Source organism: Agrobacterium sp. CG674, assembly GCF_053521645.1.
Window position 1 is genome coordinate 109763 of sequence record NZ_JBNWDZ010000008.1, and the last position, 19524, is coordinate 129286.

General features: G+C 56.6%; 21 protein-coding genes. 9 read left to right on the forward strand and 12 right to left on the reverse strand.

The window, feature by feature from the left end; translation table 11 throughout:
* The first annotated feature begins 175 nt into the window (after positions 1–175).
* The 5 genes from rutA to ACQZ51_RS19630 are packed head-to-tail and all read left to right on the forward strand — an operon-like array spanning position 176 to position 3802.
* On the forward strand, positions 176–1267 hold the full coding sequence (rutA, locus tag ACQZ51_RS19610; RefSeq protein WP_448779785.1) for a pyrimidine utilization protein A: 1092 nt from the start codon (positions 176–178) through the stop codon (positions 1265–1267).
* Positions 1264–2001 carry a pyrimidine utilization protein B gene (gene rutB, locus ACQZ51_RS19615; RefSeq protein WP_448779786.1) on the forward strand — a complete coding sequence of 246 codons (738 nt, stop codon included), beginning with the start codon at positions 1264–1266 and terminating at the stop codon, positions 1999–2001. Before rutA ends, rutB begins: the two co-directional genes overlap by 4 nt.
* A 27-nt stretch (positions 2002–2028) precedes the next feature.
* The gene (gene rutC / locus ACQZ51_RS19620) at positions 2029–2415 is read left to right on the forward strand and encodes a pyrimidine utilization protein C (RefSeq protein ID WP_448779787.1); all 387 of its coding nucleotides are present in this window, start codon (positions 2029–2031) and stop codon (positions 2413–2415) included.
* A gap of 15 nt (positions 2416–2430) precedes the next feature.
* The gene (gene rutD / locus ACQZ51_RS19625; protein WP_448779788.1) at positions 2431–3219 is read left to right on the forward strand and encodes a pyrimidine utilization protein D; all 789 of its coding nucleotides are present in this window, start codon (positions 2431–2433) and stop codon (positions 3217–3219) included.
* A gap of 58 nt (positions 3220–3277) precedes the next feature.
* A complete protein-coding gene (locus ACQZ51_RS19630) occupies positions 3278–3802 on the forward strand; it encodes a flavin reductase (protein ID WP_448779789.1) in 525 nt (174 codons plus the stop codon).
* Positions 3803–3832: 30 nt separating this feature from the next.
* Here ACQZ51_RS19630 and ACQZ51_RS19635 read toward each other — a convergent pair whose 3' ends face one another.
* From ACQZ51_RS19635 to ACQZ51_RS19650, 4 genes are all read right to left on the reverse strand, one after another.
* A complete protein-coding gene (locus ACQZ51_RS19635; RefSeq protein ID WP_448779790.1) occupies positions 3833–5035 on the reverse strand; it encodes a putative bifunctional diguanylate cyclase/phosphodiesterase in 1203 nt (400 codons plus the stop codon).
* 373 nt (positions 5036–5408) lie between these two features.
* Complete coding sequence (locus ACQZ51_RS19640; protein WP_448779791.1) at positions 5409–5591, reverse strand: hypothetical protein; 183 nt, start codon at positions 5589–5591, stop codon at positions 5409–5411.
* 146 nt (positions 5592–5737) lie between these two features.
* Entirely contained in the window at positions 5738–6574 is an 837-nt protein-coding gene (locus tag ACQZ51_RS19645) for an alpha/beta fold hydrolase (RefSeq protein WP_448779792.1), read from the reverse strand.
* Between the two features lie 649 nt (positions 6575–7223).
* A complete protein-coding gene (locus ACQZ51_RS19650) occupies positions 7224–8585 on the reverse strand; it encodes an enoyl ACP reductase FabMG family protein (protein ID WP_448779793.1) in 1362 nt (453 codons plus the stop codon).
* A 274-nt stretch (positions 8586–8859) separates the two neighbouring features.
* Here ACQZ51_RS19650 and ACQZ51_RS19655 point away from each other — a divergent pair, with 274 nt between their 5' ends.
* The 4 genes from ACQZ51_RS19655 (at position 8860) to ACQZ51_RS19670 (ending at position 11506) form a co-directional block, all read left to right on the forward strand.
* Positions 8860–9654, forward strand: a complete 795-nt coding sequence (locus ACQZ51_RS19655) for a DUF1206 domain-containing protein (RefSeq protein ID WP_448779863.1) — start codon at positions 8860–8862, stop codon at positions 9652–9654.
* A 122-nt stretch (positions 9655–9776) separates the two neighbouring features.
* Positions 9777–10475, forward strand: coding sequence for a CoA transferase subunit A (locus ACQZ51_RS19660; protein WP_448779794.1), 699 nt, complete (start codon positions 9777–9779; stop codon positions 10473–10475).
* 9 nt (positions 10476–10484) lie between these two features.
* Positions 10485–11114 (forward strand): 3-oxoacid CoA-transferase subunit B, encoded by a 630-nt coding sequence (locus ACQZ51_RS19665; protein WP_448779795.1) that lies wholly within the window; start codon positions 10485–10487, stop codon positions 11112–11114.
* 131 nt (positions 11115–11245) lie between these two features.
* Positions 11246–11506 (forward strand): hypothetical protein, encoded by a 261-nt coding sequence (locus tag ACQZ51_RS19670; protein ID WP_448779796.1) that lies wholly within the window; start codon positions 11246–11248, stop codon positions 11504–11506.
* Here ACQZ51_RS19670 and ACQZ51_RS19675 read toward each other — a convergent pair.
* The 8 genes from ACQZ51_RS19675 to ACQZ51_RS19710 form a co-directional block, all read right to left on the reverse strand.
* The gene (locus tag ACQZ51_RS19675; protein WP_448779797.1) at positions 11503–12282 is read right to left on the reverse strand and encodes an iron ABC transporter ATP-binding protein; all 780 of its coding nucleotides are present in this window, start codon (positions 12280–12282) and stop codon (positions 11503–11505) included. The two genes, ACQZ51_RS19670 and ACQZ51_RS19675, sit on opposite strands and share 4 nt — an antisense overlap.
* Positions 12279–13220: an iron chelate uptake ABC transporter family permease subunit gene (locus tag ACQZ51_RS19680; protein ID WP_448779798.1), complete on the reverse strand. Its 942-nt coding sequence runs from the start codon at positions 13218–13220 to the stop codon at positions 12279–12281. The genes ACQZ51_RS19675 and ACQZ51_RS19680 overlap by 4 nt, the downstream gene beginning before the upstream one ends.
* Positions 13213–14136 carry an ABC transporter permease gene (locus ACQZ51_RS19685; protein WP_448779799.1) on the reverse strand — a complete coding sequence of 308 codons (924 nt, stop codon included), beginning with the start codon at positions 14134–14136 and terminating at the stop codon, positions 13213–13215. Before ACQZ51_RS19685 ends, ACQZ51_RS19680 begins: the two co-directional genes overlap by 8 nt.
* A gap of 50 nt (positions 14137–14186) precedes the next feature.
* Complete coding sequence (locus ACQZ51_RS19690) at positions 14187–15089, reverse strand: siderophore ABC transporter substrate-binding protein (RefSeq protein WP_448779800.1); 903 nt, start codon at positions 15087–15089, stop codon at positions 14187–14189.
* A complete protein-coding gene (locus ACQZ51_RS19695) occupies positions 15086–15397 on the reverse strand; it encodes a DUF2218 domain-containing protein (RefSeq protein ID WP_448779801.1) in 312 nt (103 codons plus the stop codon). The genes ACQZ51_RS19690 and ACQZ51_RS19695 overlap by 4 nt, the downstream gene beginning before the upstream one ends.
* 60 nt (positions 15398–15457) lie before the next feature.
* The gene (locus ACQZ51_RS19700; protein ID WP_448779802.1) at positions 15458–17737 is read right to left on the reverse strand and encodes a TonB-dependent receptor domain-containing protein; all 2280 of its coding nucleotides are present in this window, start codon (positions 17735–17737) and stop codon (positions 15458–15460) included.
* Positions 17738–17854: 117 nt separating this feature from the next.
* Positions 17855–18835 (reverse strand): FecR family protein, encoded by a 981-nt coding sequence (locus ACQZ51_RS19705; RefSeq protein WP_448779803.1) that lies wholly within the window; start codon positions 18833–18835, stop codon positions 17855–17857.
* A 98-nt stretch (positions 18836–18933) separates the two neighbouring features.
* Entirely contained in the window at positions 18934–19473 is a 540-nt protein-coding gene (locus ACQZ51_RS19710; protein WP_448779804.1) for an RNA polymerase sigma factor, read from the reverse strand.
* Between the last annotated feature and the right edge of the window lie 51 nt (positions 19474–19524).

Here is a 19524-nt window from a genome sequence, read left to right on the forward strand (position 1 = left end):
GAAATGATGACAAAATGAGCAGAAAATTTATCATCCGATAAATTTTTTATCATTCGATAAAACTATCTCCCAATCCTTCCAGCAAGTCATTGATTTCATAGAAGATCACAAACTGGCACGAAAACTGCTTTTCCTTTTCCGACACTCAATATGAGAAACCGAACTGGAGGTCGTGATGGAAATAGGTGTTTTTATTCCAATCGGAAACAATGGCTGGCTTCTGTCGGAAAATGCTCCGCAATATAAGCCAAGCTTTGAGCTGAATAAGCAGATCACACTTGCCGCCGAGAAATATGGCTTCGATTTTGCGCTATCGATGATCAAGCTGCGGGGCTTTGGCGGGAAAACCGAATTCTGGGACTATAATCTCGAATCCTTCACGCTGATGGCGGGTCTTGCGGCCGTTACATCGAAGATCAAGCTATTCGGCACGACAGCCACTCTGGTCATGCCGCCCGCCATTGTCGCCCGCATGGCCACAACAATCGATTCCATTTCCGGCGGTCGCTTCGGCATCAATCTGGTTACGGGATGGCAAAGGCCGGAATATAGCCAGATGGGCCTGTGGCCAGGCGATGATTATTTCGGCGACCGCTACGAATATCTCAGTGAATACAGCACCGTTCTGAAAGACCTGCTTTCCACAGGCCAATCGGATTTGAAGGGCAAATATTTCACTATGGATGATTGCCGAATGAAGCCGGTGCCGGAAGGAGACGTGAAGCTGATCTGTGCCGGTTCGTCCGACAAGGGCATGGAATTTTCGGCCAAATTTGCCGATTACAGCTTTTGCTTCGGCGTCGGCGTCAACACGCCGAAAGCCTTCGCGCCCACCAATGAACGCCTGTTGGCAGCCACACAAAAGACGGGTCGCGATGTCCGCTCCTTCGTGCTGACCATGGTTTTGGCCGAGGAAAAGTCAGAGGATGCCTGGGCAAAGTGGGAGCACTACAAGGCGGGGGCTGATCAGGAGGCGATCAAGTGGCTCGGTCTGCAAAGCTCCGCGGATAAAAAGTCGGGTGCGGATACCAATGTGCGCCACATGTCCAACCCCGTCTCCGCCGTCAACATCAACATGGGAACGATCATCGGCTCCTATGAGGAAGTGGCAGCCATGCTGGACGAGATGAGCGAAGTGCCAGGGACCGGCGGGGTCATGCTGACCTTTGATGACTTTGTCGAAGGCATCGAGAAATTCGGCCAGTTCGTACAGCCGCTCATGAAAAGCCGAAAGCACGTCTGCGACGCTTTGGAGGCCGCTGAATGAGCCAAGTGGTTGCAGGTTACGAGCCACCGGAAAGCCGCTCGAAAAACGTAACGCTGCCTGCGCGGCCTGAGCCAATCTCGCTAAAGCCGAGCGAGACGGCGGTTGTTGTAGTGGATATGCAAAATGCCTATTCCACGGAGGGCGGCTATGTCGATCTTGCCGGGTTTGACATATCAGGCGCAAAATCCACCATCGCCAATATCGACAGGACGCTGAAGGCGGCAAGGGCAGGGGGCGTTCAGGTCATCTATTTCCAGAATGGATGGGATAGCAATTATGTCGAGGCGGGAGGGCCGGGCTCTCCCAACTGGCACAAATCCAATGCGCTGAAAACCATGCGCGCGCGCCCTGAGCTTCAGGGGAGGCTGCTGGCCAAAGGCACCTGGGATTACGCCATCGTTGACGAGCTGCAACCGCAGCCGGGCGATATCGTGGTGCCGAAGACCCGCTATAGCGGCTTCTTCAACACCAATATGGACAGCGTCCTGCGTGCCCGAGGCATCAGAAATCTGGTCTTCGTCGGCATAGCGACCAATGTCTGCGTGGAAAGCTCGCTGCGGGATGCGTTTCATCTCGAATATTTCGGCGTGATGCTGGAGGACGCGACCCACCATCTGGGCCCTGACTTCATTCAGCAAGCGACGGTCTACAATGTCGAGAAATTCTTCGGCTGGGTCGCGACGACGAATGATTTTTGCGCCGTGATCTCGCAAGCTGAACCGATAGACGGTTGATCCATTCCATCAGAGGAGAACGAAACCATGCCAAAGACCATCATCGTGCCGGAAGGCACATCAAAACCCATCGCCCCTTTTTCGCCAGGCACATTGGCCAATGGCGTTGTCTATGTTTCTGGAACGCTGCCATTCGACAAGAACAATGACGTTGTGCATGTGGGCGACGCTGCCGCGCAGACCCGGCACGTTCTGGAAACCATCAAATCGGTGATCGAAACCGCTGGCGGCACCATGGACGATGTTACCATGAACCACATTTTCATCACGGATTGGGCGAATTACCAGGCGGTCAATGCTGTCTATGCTGAATACTTCCCGGGCGATAAGCCCGCGCGCTATTGCATTCTGTGCGGGCTGGTCAAGCCGGACGCGCTGATCGAGATCGCCACCGTCGCCCATATCGGCGCATAAGATCTAGGCGGCACAATGATGTATTTCGAGGTTCTCGGCCGCGAAGCGCCTGAGGCGGAGACGGTTTTTCTGTCCTCGGGGCTCGGCGGTTCAGCATCCTATTTCGAGCCGCAGATGGAGATGCTGCAAAGGCATTTCCGCGTGGTCGTTTATGACCACAGAGGCACAGGCAGAACGGGCGGTGTGGTGCCGGAGGGTTATGGCATTTCTGCCATGGCCGACGACGTGATTGAAATCGCGGACAAACTCGATTTCCAGAGCTGCCACTTTGTCGGCCATGCGCTGGGTGGCCTCATCGGGCTGGATCTCGCATTGCGCAGGCCCGGCTTCATCGACAGGCTGGTTTTGATCAATGCGTGGAGCAAGGCCGATCCCCACTCCGGTCGGTGTTTCGATACGCGTATCTCGTTGCTGGAAAATTCGGGCGTCGAGGCCTTTGTGAAGGCGCAGCCGCTGTTTCTTTATCCGGCTGCCTGGATGTCTGAGCATGCCGAGCGGCTTGCCCGGGATGATGCCCATGGGGTCACGCATTTCCAGGGCAAAGACAATGTGCTGCGCCGCATTGCTGCCCTCAGGGCTTTTGATGTGGATGCGCGTCTTGGTGAGATCGAAAACCGCACATTGGTCATTGCGGCCAGGGATGACGTGCTTGTGCCCTATACGCGCTCTGTAAGGCTTGCAGAAGGCCTGCCGAATGCCGAGCTGGTTCTACTTGAGGAAGGTGCCCATGCCGTCAACATTACGTGTGCCGAGCTTTTTAACGCCAGCCTGGAGAAATTTCTCTTAGCTCCGGCATCGGCCTGATGGAGGTCGTCCAATGTGCTTGATTTCGTTTGATGTTTTGTTAGGAAGGTTTGGTTAGATGCAGACATTGTCTCTGGATAAGGAAGTTACAATGGAGACGAAGACTGCCGAGCAGCGCAGCCTGGATTTTCGCAACGCCATGTCGCAACTGGCAGGCGCGGTCAATATCGTCACGACTGATGGCCCGGAAGGCAGAGCCGGTTTTGCGGCCACAGCCGTTTGCAGCGTTTCAGACAGTCCACCGACCGTACTGGTGTGCCTGAACCGCAATTCTTCCGCCTATAAATCCGTCGTCGGAAATGGCGTTCTATGCGTCAACACGCTGGCGGCGGATCAGGAGCAGCTGAGCAGTCTTTTCGGCGGTAAGACGCCTGTGGATGTCCGGTTTGCTGCTGGAGAATGGAGCACGTTGCAAACCGGCGCGCCGGTACTGGCTGGTGCGCTTTGCTCCTTCGATTGCCGCATTCGCACCATCCATGATGGCGGCACGCATGACATTCTGATCTGCGACGTTATTGATACGGTCGTCAGCGCCGGCGAAGAAGCGTTGATCTACTTCAAGCGTGGCTATCGCCAGCTCTGACGGGTGCGCCGCAAGCGCTCAAATCTGTATCTAGCTGGCTGACAGAAGTACCTGTCGTGTCAGCGCATCGCTCGCCACTGGGCGGCCGAAGTAATAGCCCTGAAAGGCGCTGCAGCCGCAGTCCAGCATGAACCTGTATTGTTCCTCGGTCTCAATTCCTTCCGCCAGGATTTGAAGACCGAGATCATGCCCCATCTTGCAAATGTTGCGTGCCAGCCTGGCACCGCGCTCTGTCGAAACAGCCCAAACGAAGCTGCGGTCGATCTTTAGCTGCTGGAGCGGCAGTTCCTGAAGGTAACTCAGGCTTGAATAGCCGGTGCCGAAATCATCAAGGGCGATGTTGATGCCGTGCTGTTTCAGCGTCCTGATCTTGCTGATCAGTTGATCCACCTCGCTGACGAACATCGTTTCCGTCAATTCAAGCTTGAGCAGATGCGGCGCGACAGATGCTTGCGACAGCGCTGCGATCACGCACGGTACGAAATCTTCCTGAAAAAGCTGGTCGGGGCTGACGTTGACGGACAGGACGAGATCTCTCGTCTCGGGTCGATCGCGCCATTGGCGGAGTGTTTCGATACTCGTATCCAACGCCCATCCGCCGATGTCTGGCATCAGTCTTGCGCGTTCTGCGACCGGAATAAACTCGTCAGGGGGAATGTAACCCAGACGCGGATGCTTCCATCGCAGCAGGGCCTCTGCGCCGATGACATTACCTGCGTGGTCGACCTGCGGCTGCAGGAACAGCTCGAATTGCTTCTTTGCCAGTGCGTGGCGCAATTCGCGGACATATCTGCTTTCGGGACCAAGCTTGTATTGGACCAGCATGAGGCCACCGCACAAAAGCAGTACCGACATTGCGGCGTTCACCCACGACGTGATGGCTCGCACATCATCCGGCAATGGCGTTGCAAGATTTGTATCCAGGGCGGAGGCGGAAAACAGAATGAACCCTGCGATCGACGTGGCGATTATGCCCAGCTGGAAGCGACTGGGGTCAAGCTGTTGGTTGACGAAACCTGCAAGCGCTACGATGAGGAAATAGATGTGCGAAACGCGGGGTGCCGCCTCGTTGGGCACATCGAACAACAACGAAAAACCAAAGATGAATAGGACGCAGGCGAATTGAGAGATGAGCATTCCCAAGGACATATGCCCCATGCGCGCCGTCAGCCAACCGCCCGATATGGTCGCGAAGAGTAGCCCCTCAAAGAGAACCAGCGACCAGTTTTCCAAGAATACGAATAGTACCAGCCACAGCCCGCTGACGAAAACACCTACTGGAAGTGCTATACGACAGATGAATTCTAGGTGCTGGAGCTGTTGTTTCTTGGTTCGTGCGGTAGAACCTGCTCTGGAATTCTTTGACAAGGTAGCTCGCTACTGCGTTGATCCCGCACAGCTTATCAAAAAAAATCGGTGTCAGCGACGGCTTAGCTTTGCTACTTTTCGAATTGTCAAAAAAGGCGTTAGTAAGGCTTTAAATTTTATTGCGGGGAGGTCAACCCTATTGCTCATTCGAGCACCGCAAAACGGGTTTTGATCGTCCATGTGTGCAAGCCCTGCAACGTCATGATGAACTGCGTGGCACGGGCTTGCGGCACTCGCCTCAGCTTCCGCCGGGGCTGACCTCATCGGCATCATCTTCTGGCAGCGAGCCTGCGCCCGGCGTTTTGCTCTTATCCGTTAAGCTTTCTTTGGCGTGGGGGCCCGCCGGCGGATTATCGACCGGGGCCGGGTTCTTTTCGTCTTTTCCCTCGATGGATTCCTGTGCTGCATTGTCTTTGGTCATATGGGTGATCCCGCTTGGTTTCGTTAACAGGCAAACGTCAGCGGCGAACCGAAGTTCCAGTCCTGTGAACCGGATAGAGGGATATCGACATCTGCGCGCTCCCGCTCCACGCCGTGGCGTGAAGGCAAGAGCGCGCAATCGATGCATTAGCCTTTGATGAAGGCGAGGAGATCAGCGTTCAGCACGTCTGCATTGACCGTGAGCATGCCGTGGGAGAAGCCGGGGTAGGTCTTGATCGTCCCGTTCTTCAAAAGCTTTATGGCCTTGTGGGCGGCATCGGCAATCGGAACGATCTGATCGTCTTCGCCATGGAGAACCAGCGTCGGAACGCTGATGGCTTTCAGATCTTCGGTCTGATCGGTTTCCGAAAACGCCTTGATGCCATCATAATGGGCTTTCGCGCTGCCCATCATGCCCTGACGCCACCAATTCTGGATGACGCCTTCATGCACGGTCGCGCCATCCCGGTTGAAGCCGTAGAACGGGCCTGCGGGAACATCGCGGAAGAACTGTGCGCGGTTGGCGGCAAGCGCCGAGCGGAAACCATCAAAGACTTCCATGGGAAGACCCTCGGGGTTGCTTTCGGTCTTCAGCATCAGCGGCGGAACGGCAGAGACGAGAACGGCTTTGGCGACGCGGCCAGCGGGTTCGCCGTGCTTTGCAACATAACGGGCAACTTCACCGCCACCTGTGGAATGGCCGATATGAACGGCATTTTTCAGGTCCAGATGTTCGGCCACCGCAAAGGCATCAGCGGCATAATGGTCCATGTCGTGCCCTTCGGATACCTGTGCCGAGCGTCCATGACCACGACGGTCATGGGCAACCACCCGGTAACCCTTGGAAACGAAGAACAGCATTTGTGCATCCCAATCGTCTGACGACAGCGGCCAGCCGTGGTGGAATACGATTGGCTGCGCGTCCTTCGGACCCCAATCCTTGAAGAAAATGTCGACGCCGTCTGTGGTGGTGATGTAGCCCATTTCACGAACTCCTGAGATTGTCTGGGTTGAGGGGTGGGGCGACAGTTGCCTGTTGCCTGATGATGACGGTGGTCTCGGCCGCCGCTTACGTGAGAGCAGTGCTGTGGCAGGCTAACGGTAAAAGCTCTCGGTCGTTTTCGGTTCCTGTAATGTATCTATCGGGGATACTATGCTGCTTTGACACCGTGATAATGCTCGGCTCGCTCACCAAGAACAATTGTATCAATTGTTGACATTTTATTGCGATAAAAGTAATAATCGCATGCTGTTTGGCGTCATCCTGTGCAAGGATGAGCTACCTAGGAATTGAGCTGTTTGGACGTCACCGTGCGGTATATCTCGCTGACCACTGACGCTGCAATTGGCGCGGCACAGCTCAAGCCCTGCCTTCGATGTATTGGAGAATGTTAGCAACGGGTATCGATAGATACGCGTACGCCGCCGCGCGCACGCTTGGTATCAGCGTTTCCAAAGGGCTTTGACAGCGTTCGCGGAACGATTTGCGAAAATCAGCTTTGTGATCTGGATCGCGGACTTGCCAACGGATCTACGGCAAGCGCCTTGCTGAGCACGGTGGCCGCAAAATCGCGGCGGGGCGATGAAGATTTATGATGCTGTTGCCGCAACCGGCAACAGCGTCAAGTCTGTGTCAGGCCATCTCTGTCTGGGATGGCGCTGTCGCTGAGGGCTTCGCATATCCGCGTGTCGCATTCAGCTGCTGGGCGACGATATCATGGTTCAGCCACTGCACCGGACCGCGTGGATCGGATGAGTTTCCGAAAATCAGCTGGCCGGTCGCCTCGACAACGAGACTGCTCAGCACATCGCTGATCATCGCCTTGTTGTCGCGGTGCATCTGGGTGATTTCATTCGAGGTGCCGATGGTCAGATCAGCCTGGGCCTGGCTGTTGGGCATGGGCCACGCAGTGAAATCATAGAAAGGACGCATAACGTCGCTGGCCTGCATGTCTTTGATCTTCTGCAGAACGTCATTCATCGTGAAGCCATCGGCCAGAAGCGCTTCGCAAGCCTTCCACTGCTCTTCAACCCAGGCGCCACCATTTTCCTTTTTCAGCGCAAGCAGCAAAGGAATCAAAGGCAGCTCGATGCCCGTGAAGACGTCAGAGGAGTTGGTGCGAATTTCTGGGCAATTGTAGACGGTTGCCTTGACGCCAGCTGCCCATGCGTCCGTCGCGATCTTCTCCAACCGCATCTTGGCATAGCCCTGCGTGTAGTTGGTGTAGGTCTGCCAGCGGTACTGACCTTCGATCAGGATCGCCGTTCCGTGATATCCATAGGCGGTGTAACGCACCTGATTGCCACCGGCTTCGACGCGGGCACGAATGGCTGCACTGTGCTCGATCAGATGGCCGAAGGTGTTGGCAGATACCTCATCGAAATTCTGCAGGATGAGCTTGCCCAGATCGCTATCGAGCAAGGTCTGCGAAGACATGTGACGTGCACCGCGGCCCTTGTAGATGCGGTTGGCAATGGCGAGGAAAACCTTGGCTTTCGGAATGCCACCCGCCATCGTGTGCGCGAAAAGCACATTGCGACCAGCGGGAATCATACCTTCCAGAATAGACATGACTTCTGTCAGCGCATCTGTGAACCGCGTCGTCGCCAGTTGGCGGCACTGCTCGATGTAATCCCAGTCCAGCTTGTCACTCTGCCAGCTCTCAAGCGTCATCTTTGCCACGAGATCTGTTGGTGTCAGGCCGCCCGCTGGAGCATCAAGATCGAAACCGGCCATCAGCGGCACATTGATGATTTTGCCGCCAAGGCGCGCTTCGGCATCAGCAAGCTCGTCCGCAGTCAGCGGGCGCAAATTGTTGTTTTCGTCCCGGCGACCGACGGTAATCCCGACAATGTCCATTCCTGCGGCGCGGGCCTGCTCAATCTGGCCCGTTGCGTAACCGCGGCCAAACAATTCGCCGAATAGAACGAAAACATCGCCTTCGCGAAAAAGGCTGTTTTCGGAACGCTGCGTCAGTGCAAGCGGATTTTCCATGGTGTCAGCTCTTTGCTACATCTGTTGTCGTGTGAATGCTCGTGAGAGCTTTGATCATCACATGCCCGGCCCTGACCCAAATAGGAAGTCATTTTACGTGACCAAATGTTTCAAAGCGTGAGTTTTGCCAGAAACAGTGGGTGAAATGACCTGCGGCGAGACGTCAGAAGCCAGTAATTTCTCTGACCTCCACAACCTTTCTGCGTCTCTGGCGTTAGCACCTCAAGGATGCAGCCCAGGGAGACAGCCAGTGCCACAGGAACTTCGTTTTGAGATGCTTGCAAAGCTTGGCTATGCTGCGCGAGGCATCGTGTTTCTGCTGGTAGCTGGTTTGGCGCTATTTTCCAGCGTGGTCGGTGGCCAGCCGGACAGCAAATCGGCGATTTCGTCGCTGCTGGATCAGCCCTTCGGCAAGATCTGGGTAGGGCTGATTGGAATTGGGCTTTTCTGCTTTGTTGCATGGCGCTTCGCCCAGGCACTCGCAGATAGCGACGGTCATGGGACGGATGGCAAAGCTCTGGTGATCAGAGCCAGTCTGCTCGGAAGTGCCGTGACCTACATCGGTCTTGGAGCCTATGCGCTCAGCCAGGCTCTGTTTGGAGGCGCAAGCGAAGGTGGGGGAGAACGCGGGATGGCGGCATGGATCATGTCCCAGCCATTTGGTTCCTATCTCGCCATCGCTGTCGGGTTAGGCTTCATCGCCGGCGGCGTCGTTACGCTTCTCAAGGGCTTGATGCGCAAATTTGAGAAATACATCACTATACCGGCCCATGTCAGCTGGCTTACCTATGTCTGCATTTACGGCCTTGCGGCACGAGGCGTCGTCTTCGCGGTCGTCGGCTTTCTGTTTGCCTATGCGGGCTTCAAGGTGAACCCGGACCAGGCGGGGGGAATGGGCGACGCGATGGAGTGGTTGCGGCAATTGCCCGGCGGAGCCATCATCTTCATTGTGATTGCCGTCGGTTTGGCTGCATTCGGCACCTATAATCTTATCGCCGCCCGTTACAGAACGGTGCGCGGCCCGAGCTTGGCCGGAATGAAGCGCAGCGTTCAAAAGCAGTTCGGTTGAGAAACCTCAGCAACGCGCGCCGCTCCTCAGCAAAAGTGCTGGTGAATGGATCGGCGTTGAGTAGACTGTCACAATGGGTGGTTCCCGCATGTCTGTGTCGGGTCATTGTTGCGAGAGATTGAATGCAGAAAATCTACGCTGATGCGGGTGCGGCACTTGAGGACGTGCTGTTTGATGGAATGCTGATTGCTGCTGGCGGTTTTGGCCTTTGCGGCATACCTGAATTGCTGATTGCCGCCATCAGAGATGCTGGCACTAAGAACCTCACCATTGCGTCCAACAATGCCGGTGTTGATGATTTTGGCTTGGGACAGCTGCTGGCAACCCGGCAGGTTAGCAAAATGATCTCGTCCTATGTGGGTGAGAATGCCGAGTTCATGCGCCAGTATCTTTCTGGCGAACTCGAGCTTGAGTTCAACCCGCAGGGCACGCTGGCAGAGCGCATGAGGGCAGGGGGCGCAGGCATTGCGGGCTTTTACACCCGCACCGGTGTCGGCACTGTTATCGCTGAAGGCAAGGAGCACAAGGATTTCAACGGCAAGACCCACATTCTGGAAACGGGCATCGTCGCGGATCTATCCATCGTCAAGGCCTGGAAGGCCGATCCGGAAGGCAATCTGATCTTCCGCAAGACAGCTCGAAATTTCAATCCACCCGCCGCCACCTGTGGCAAGATATGTGTTGCCGAGGTCGAGGAGATTGCTCCGATGGGCGGGCTTGAGCCCGATCACATTCACCTGCCGGGAATTTACGTGCACCGCATCGTCCAGGGGCAGCACGAAAAACGGATCGAACAGCGCACAGTCAGAAAACGCTCTTAGGAACATACCATGTGGGATCGTCACCAAATGGCCGCCCGTGCGGCTCTGGAATTGCAGGATGGATGGTATGTCAACCTTGGAATAGGCATTCCAACCCTTGTCTCGAACTACATTCCCGAGGGAATATCCGTCACGCTTCAGTCAGAAAACGGAATGCTGGGCATGGGGCCTTTCCCGCTTGAGGGCGAGGAGGATGCCGATCTGATCAATGCCGGAAAGCAGACGATCACAGAGCTTCCGCAAACCGCCTATTTCGACTCCGCCCAAAGCTTCGGCATGATCCGTGGCGGCAAGGTCGCCATGGCCATTCTCGGTGCCATGGAAGTGTCTGAGGAGGGTGATCTGGCCAACTGGATGATACCGGGAAAACTGGTCAAGGGCATGGGTGGGGCCATGGATCTGGTCGCGGGTGTAGGCCGCGTCGTCGTCGTCATGGACCACACCTCCAAGCAGGGCGAGCCGAAAATACTCAAAGCCTGCACCATGCCGCTGACCGGCAAGGGCGTGGTCGACAGGATCATTTCCAATCTCGGCGTGCTGGATGTTGTGCCCGGTGGCCTTCGGATCGTTGAATGCGCTGAAGGGGTCAGCAAAGCCGAGATCATTGCTGCAACGCAGGCTTCCATCGTAAGCGATTGATACCAATTCAACATTCGCTGGCGCCGTCGTCTCTTACAAAGTCCTGACCCATTCGCTATTATTGACCGCAATGAAACAGGCGCGCCTTGGTATTTATGCCTAGACCAGGCACATTTTGACCGGAGAGTTCGATGGAAAAGAAACAGAAGCTGGAACATTCCGAATTTTCGGGAGAGTTCGAGGATGACGGCGTGACGGTGCTGGTGGATATTTTTCGCCCTGCCGGCACCAACAATGACTGGACGCTAGAAGTCGTCAGTGAAGAAGATGATGTGACAACCTGGGAAGAGCCCTTTGCCACCGACAAGGATGCCTGGGAAGAGTTTCTGGCAACCTGCGAAAAGGACGGCATTCGCAGCTTCCTGAGCGATGACGATGTGGTCGTCCACTAACTGACGTTGTAAGGCTCTGCCATGAACGGCATGGCGATGCGCTGTTGGCCAACCTGTGCAACAGGAATGCCGAAGCCGTAGATCGCTTCCAACGTTTCCGATGTCATCAGCGCCTGTGGTGCGCCATCGGCAACGATCTCACCGGCGCGCATCGCGATCATCCGGTCGGCAAATCCGCTGGCATAGTTGATGTCATGCAGAACGATGATGATGGTCTTGCGGTCCTGATCGGCAATTTTGCGCAGGGATTGCATCAGTTCGCGGGCGAAATACATGTCGAGATTGTTCAGCGGTTCGTCCAGCAGCAGATAATCCGTGTCCTGACAAAACGCCATCGCCACAAGCGCCCGCTGGCGTTGTCCGCCGGAGAGCGTTTCCAGAAACCGGCCTGATAGATCAGACAGATCAAAAAGCTGGAGCGCTTCTTCTACCATCTGATGATCTGCTTGCGTCTGATGACCGCGATTGTGCGGAAACCGCCCGAAACCAACCAGTTCTTTCACCGTCAACCGGCTTGCGACTTGGTTGTCCTGCCGCAGAATGGCGAGTTTTTTTGCAAGCTCGCTAGATGGGGTCGATACGACCGAGAGGTTATCCACGCTGATCGAACCCGTCTGCAAGGGCTGGAGGCGCGCAATCAGCCCGAGCAGCGACGATTTTCCCGCGCCATTCGGCCCAATCAGCGCGGTAATGCCGCCCTTGGGAATGGTGAGGGAAACGTCCTTCAAAATCCGGGCTGCGCCATATTGCAGCGAGACATGGTCGATGCGGATCATCTGCGGCTCCCGCGCCAGAGGAGGATGAGAAAGACGATGCCACCGGTAAATTCGATGACAACGCCAAGGGTCGAACTGTTGCCCAGACCATGCTGGAAGAGCGTCTGTCCGCCCGTGAGCACGATGATGGAGACGAGGGCCGCAGCCGGAATCAGGATGGCATGGCGTCGTGACTGGACGATCCGTTCCGCAAGCGCCACGAAAAGAAGACCGAGAAAGGCAACGGGCCCAACTAGTGCGGTGGAAACGGCAACCAGCAGTGAAACCATCATAAGGCAGATGATCTGGGTCTTTTGCCACTCGATACCAAGACCGATTGCCGCATCGCGCCCAAGTGCGACGATGTCGAGAACATGCCGTGCCCGCCATGTCCAGATCAGCGCGCCTGCGGTGATCAGCGATGCCACGGCCAGAAGCTCGGTGTTCACATCGTTGAAATTGGCAAAGCTTCCCCCCTGCACGACGGCAAAATCATTGGGGTCTATCAGGCGCGACAGCAGCGAATGTAGGCTGCGAAATAGAACGCCGACGACGATACCGGAGAGCAGCATCAGCCCCATATCGAACCGCGCCCGCAGCACCGGCAGAACGAGGCCGCAGGTCAGGCCCATCAGCAGAATGATTTCACCGACGAATTTCAGCCGCGCATCCATCGTCGTATAGGCAAGCCCGCCGAACAGGAAGACGAGCAGGATCTGCCCGAACACGTAAAGCGCATCAATGCCCATGATGGACGGTGTGAGAATGCGGTTGGCCGTAACCGTCTGAAAGACCACGGTGGAAATGGCAATGGCCACGCCCACTTCGATCAGCGCCGCAAGCTTGACGGCCCGCAGGCCGAGAACGAAACCGAGGTTTCCACGCAAGCCAATGGTCATGAAACAGACGATGCTGACAAGCGCCGCGAGGCTTAAAAGGATCATTGGACGTCTAAGCATCGCTGCGCCGCCGAAATAGCAGGAGCAGTAAGAGTAGCGCCCCGACGACGCCCATGACGGTGCCGACTGGGATCTCATAGGGAAACCGCATGACCCGGCCCAAAATATCGCAGCTCAGGGTCAGAATGGCCCCTGATAGTGCTGTGACGGGGAGTGTGGCGCGCATATTGTCGCCCATCAGCCGGGAAACAAGGTTGGGTACGACAAGGCCGACAAATGGGATAATGCCGATGACCACAACCGTAACGGCTGAAATGATGGAGATGATGACAAGGCCAATTTGCAGCATGCGCGGGTAGTCTATGCCAAGACCGATGCTGGTTTCCCGGCCAAGCGCTATGATGGTCAGGCGGTCGGCAAAGGCCCAGGCTGCTGCCACCAGCAGCGCGCCTAGCCACAGCATTTCATAGCGGCCACGCAGGACGCCTGAAAAATCACCATTGCTCCAGACCGACAGATATTGAAGGAGATCGGCCTGCCAGGCGATGAAGGTGGCAGCAGCACCGATCACGCCGCCATAGACCAACCCAAACAACGGCACGAGGTATGGCTGGGTCGGCGGCAGACGGTGCGCGGTCATGAGAAACAGGCCGGTGCCTGCGAGGGCGGCAGCGCTTGCGACCAGCGTCTTGAACCCCAATGTCGCGGCTGGCCAAAGAAATGTGACGAGGAGAATGCCAAGTTCAGCGGATTGGGCGGTGCCAGCCGTTGCCGGCTCGACAAAGCGGTTGCGGGCAATAGCCTGCATGATAAGGCCCGCAATCGCCAGAGCGGCACCGGCCAGAACCGCCGCCAGCGTGCGCGGCAGTCGGCTGATTGCCAGCAATTCTCCCTGCTCGGAAGCAGTCCAAAGGCCGGATAGGGAGACATCGCCCGCGCCAATTAGAAGGCTGACGAAACACAGAAAGGCGAGCATCACGCCCGCCAGTCCAAGTAGCCATTTCCGGTTTGGGTTGTCAGATACCATCATTGGGCGGCGGAAAAAGCCTCTCTGATCGTGGCAAGCACCCGCTTTGTGGCCTGAACGCCACCGGCGGCGATGTAGAAATCGGCTGATGGCAGGTAAACGACCTGGCCTTTGCGCCACGCGGTTGTGGCGGCAACCAGCTCATTATCCAACGTGGCACGTGCGCCCTGATCACCGGAACCGATGGCCGCTGCCCTATCCACCACGAAAAGCCAGTCAGGGTTTGCCTTGTGGATAAACTCGAAGGACACCGCCTCGCCGTGGGTGGCCGCCTCCATGGCATTGACGGCGGAGGGAAGAGACAGCGTGGCGTGAACCCAGCCGAAACGTGATCCGGCGCCGTAAGCGGTAACCTTCGGGCCGTTGGTCATGATGATCAGGGCGTTGCCCTTGCCCGCAACAGCTGCCCGCGTTGTCTGGATCTCGCCATCCAGCTCTTTCGCTATGGCTTTCGCCTCGCTCTCCTTGCCAAACAACGTGCCGTAGTCGGCAAGGCGAAGCTTTGCCTGTTCCACCAGATCATCGCCGTCCATCGTCATATCGATGCTGGTGGCGACTTGGGAGGTGGAGGCCAGTTTGGGTGAGGACCGGCCACCCAGAATGATCAGATCGGGGCCGAGCGAACTCAGCGCTTCCAGATCCGGCTCGAAAATGTCACCGACGGCTTCGGCGTTGTCTTTAAGATGTTCCAGTTGCGGAAGATAAAGCTTCTGCGGCACGCCTGCGGGCTTGATGCCAAGACTGTCCAGCGTGTCGAGTCCTGCGAGATCGAACACCGCGACGCGTTGCGGCTGCCCTTGAATATCAACAGGTCCACGCGCCGTGTTGATCTCGGCTGCTACGGCAGCGCTTGCGAACAGGCCGAAGACGAAAAAAAGCTGCCAGAACCGCATCGCTCTCATGGCCCGGCTGCGCCTTCTTGCGCGGACGGCGACCATTGCAGAGGCTGGAGTTCTTCGCGAAAGGCAAACCGCAAGAGGTGACTTTCGATGACGTGTTGCGTTTCCTTGACCTGTTCCTCATCCGCAGCCGTGACGCGGATCGTCAGCATATCGGCATCCGCATCCATGGTCGCAGTGCCACAGGTGAAGCGGCATTCGCCATGGCCATCCGCGTGGGAAACATCGACCTTGTGGGCGAAATGCTTGCACAGTTGCGCGATGTATTTAGCACCATGCTCGGTTTGCAGCGTCGCTACGGTTTCCATCATCGCATTCTCCTTTTCTGCGCCACCGAATAACCTACCGGTGGCGCTTGGTTCTCCATGGGCTCAGAACGTTGCCTTGGCGGTGATCAGGAAGCTGCGGCCCGGCTCATAAAGAGGCGTGACATTGCCAAATTCCTGCCCATAGCTGGCGCGGTCGGAATAGCTCTCATCCAGAAGGTTCTTCACTTCCGCACGGAAGGTGAAGTTCTGCAACTGCTCCGGCTTCCATTCCGTGAACAGATTGACGACCTCATAGGATTTATAGACCTCGTATTGCGGTGCGATTTCGATATCGCCGCCAACCGTCAGGTTCCACTGGTCGAATGTATGGGCGGCGCTGATGGTGATGATATCGCCACCGGGAGTGGCCAGATAATTGCCGCTATCGGAATCGGCTGGCGAACCGTTCACCTCAACATCGATATGAGCATATTTCACCTTCACATAGGAACTTGTCCATTCGTAACCACCACCGATTTCAAAGCCCGTGGATGTGAGATTGCGACTGCGCAAGGTGGGCAATGCTCCCGGGAAGGGCGCTGGATTGCTGGCATTGTAATTGTAAAGGGGTACACGCGCGTCGTCGATGTCGGTGCGGAACAGGCTTGCTTCGGCCGTAAAGCCATTATGTTCTGCTTCCAGGCCGACCAGATAGTTGTTGGCCGTGACGGGCTCAGGACCATCTGCACCATAGTTCCAGGAAGGGTTGATGATGAAATTTTCCGCTAGCGGGATGCCAGCCCAGACATGGGAGAAGCCAGCTTTCGCGGTGAAGATCTCCGTTAGATCATATTCACCTGAAATGTTGAAGCTCAGACCATTATTGTTGAAGTCGCTATCGTTGACGCCGGTGAACCATTGCTGGTCGGCACGGCCGCCGAAGGAAATCCGCGTGTGCTCCCAAGGCTCAAGTCGCGCCTGGGCATAGATGCCAATATTGCTGGCTCTTTCGCGACCGGCATCAGATGGGTCTTTCAGCGATGCGCGGTCATTGTAGAAATCGAAACCAGCGACGACATTGCCAATATCGAACGAGAACTTGTTTTCGAACTTTCCGTTGAATGTAGAGGTCTTGCCACTATCGTGTTGAAGATAGGTCGGGCCTCTGTAGATCGGTACAGTCACTTTGGTCGAGCCATAGGCCAACATGACTTTAGGGTCCCACCAGCCTTCGGGTGTTTCATCCGTGTATGTTAAAACAGTGTTTTGCCGGTCGAGGCGGTAGTCACGAATCAACGGCTCGCCAGGGCGTCCTCCCGTAACAATGCCCGCATTGGCGCGGTAAGGACGCGGTGCGTCATCGACGACGCGATCATGGCTGATCTCGAAGCGATCACCGCTTTCGAACTCGTATCCAACCTTGCCGAGGCCACTCATGAGGTTGGTCTTCGTGCCATCAACGATATCGCCGTTGCCGCCTTCGAAATTATTTCCGTTACCATAGGTGATGTAGCCCAGATAATCGAAGCCGTCCTTCATGCCATAGGCCGAAAGGCCGGTCACAACAGTTTCGCTGTTGAAATTGTAGGTCGAGGTGACGAAGCCGCCAAATGTCTTTCCGTCTTCCAGAAGGTCTTTTGCATCGCGCGTTTCGTAGTTGATCGCGCCTGCGAGTGCGCCGGGGCCAGCATCGGCGGGCGCAATGCCTGCATCCACATCCACAGCCTTCAGGATCGACGGGTCGATAATGTTTGTCGCGTTGTGGTGGAAGACCTTGTTGTTCTGGCGGGCACCATCGATGCTGACGGCAAGGTTGGTTTCTTCGACGCCGTGGACATAGACTTTCTGCGACATGGGCAGCGAGCTGCCAACCTGAATACCGGCCTCTTCGCGGAAAACATCTGCGACGCTGGTCGGGTTGATCCGCTCCAGCTTTTCCTGTCCGATCACTGTTTCGCCAACACCGCCCTGGCCAGTCGTCTGGCCCTGGACGACGATTGGCGCAAGAACGGTGCTACCATCGGAGGCTGCAACCGGCGCGCTGGCTGCGCCTCCGATAACGGCTGTCCCATTGGAAATGCTGTAGGAAATTCCGGTGCCGGCCAGAAGCTGTGCCAGCGCGGCTTGCTGCGACAAATTGCCGGAAACGGCGCGGGAGGTCAGACCCTGCGATGTGGCGGCGGCCAACGACACCTGCAAACCGGACTGCCTGCCGAAAGCATTCAGTGCCGAAGCCAGTGGCTGGGCTGGAATATTGTAGCTCTGCTGTGCGCTCTGCGCATTTGCTGCTGGCGTTTGCGCCAATGTGACCGTGGCGATGGCCACCGATGCCATCAACCGCAGTGCCAGAACCTGACCCCGGCTCGATTGACCCGAACGTTCCCCGTTTACCTGAAGCGCCATGCCGCCCCGTCTCCTATACGCTTACTCAGCAAGCCCCCTGCTTGCACATGAGGTAGAGACGATCGTCGGGAGAGGATTTTTCACAGGCTTGCGAAAAAACTTATGAGAATTTTAAGATTAGAAGAAGGAGAGCACGCGCAGATACGGCGAAATGTGATGCACCTTGGCACCATAGGGGCTAACCAGCGCTTCCAGTGCGTGGTCCGGATTGGAGAGATCGTAGAGACCGGTCACGCGCCGCGCACCCAGTTCGCCGCTTGCCACTGTGATCCATGAGGGGTGATAGCGCTGCAGTTCTGCAACCACTGTCGCAATCGAAACATCCTGCACGAACAGCTTGCCGTCCCGCCAGGTGGCGATGGCATTTACGTCCATGGCGGTACGGGTAACCTCACCGCTGCCGCGATCCAGCGACACGGAATCGCCCGGTCGCAATCTCATCGAATTGCCTGACTGTCGCGCAGAAAGATCCACAAGCCCATGGGCGAGCTGAATGCTGGCAAGCTGTGGCGTGACGCTGACGTCGAAGGCCGTTCCGACAACGGTGATATCAAGCTCACCGCCCGCATCCACGGTGAATGGCCTGTTTGCATCCGGCTCAACATCGAAGAAAGCTTCACCGGCCAACAGGCGAACCTGCCGCTTAGACCCTGAGAAATCGACCGCGATGGCGCTTTCGGCGCTCATGTCCACCGTTGTGCCATCGTCCAGAACGATGCGGCGTGTTTGCGCCGTCGTCGTTGTGTAGTCCGCTTCGTAATGCGTCAAGGCGGTCGGGCCAACCACGACCGCGATCAGACAGGCCGCAAGGGCCGCAATGCCGATGCCCAGAGCTGGCCGTCGGCCAAACCGGCGCGCTTTTGTGTTTTGTTTGTGGGTCGGAGCCTGCCAGGCGGGCAGGTTGACCGGGATTGTCTCCCCCATGATTTCCCAGGTGCGACAGGCTTTCGCCCATGCCCGCTGGTGGGTGGGAGATCGCCCCATCCAGGCCGCAAAAGCCAGATCATCACTGTTGGAGCGCGATGGCTCGCGCAGGCGCAGGAACCAGTCCATCGCTTCGTCCAGCAGTTCTTCATCTGTTTGGTTGTGCCGCGTCACGTCATACCCGCTTCGGATCCTGTAAAGCTCATATCCGACTTTGCTGATCGAGTGTAGTACGATTGAGGCGGGCAAATTTTTCGTGAAAATAACGAAGATCAGGAATTTTTTCTGTCAAGCGCGATGGCGATCTTCATCATGGCGGTTTTGACATGCCGGTGAGCCGTTGCAACTGATATGCCCAAATGGTCGGCCACGGCCTCCAGCGTGCAGCCGCCATGCCGGTGCATTTCTACCGCGATTTGAATATCCCGCGGCAGAGAGGCCAGAACGTGCTGTGCGATGCGCACTTCATCACAGAACATCGTTGTCTGCTCCGGCGTTTCGGTGGCGCGCGGAACGATCCAGAAGGGCGGGTCAACATTTTGCGCCCGCTGTTCGATCTTGCGACGCTTGACGATGTCGAGAGAGAGATTGCGCACGATGCGGTAAAGATAGGCCAAGCCCTCACGCGCGCTCTGCGTTGGGGAATGGCCGTTGCCGAAGCGCAGATAGGCTTCCTGCACAATGTCCTCAGCCGCATCCCGAGAGCCCAGAATGCGTGCGGAATAGCTGATCAATGCCCCGCGATGCCCCATGAAAAGGGTATCGGCATCGATGCTGACATCCAGTTTCTGCTTCGCCTGTCCTTCTTGCACGCTGTCTTCCGATAGGTGATAGATCGACCAAAAGTTGCTCACACGTCGTGA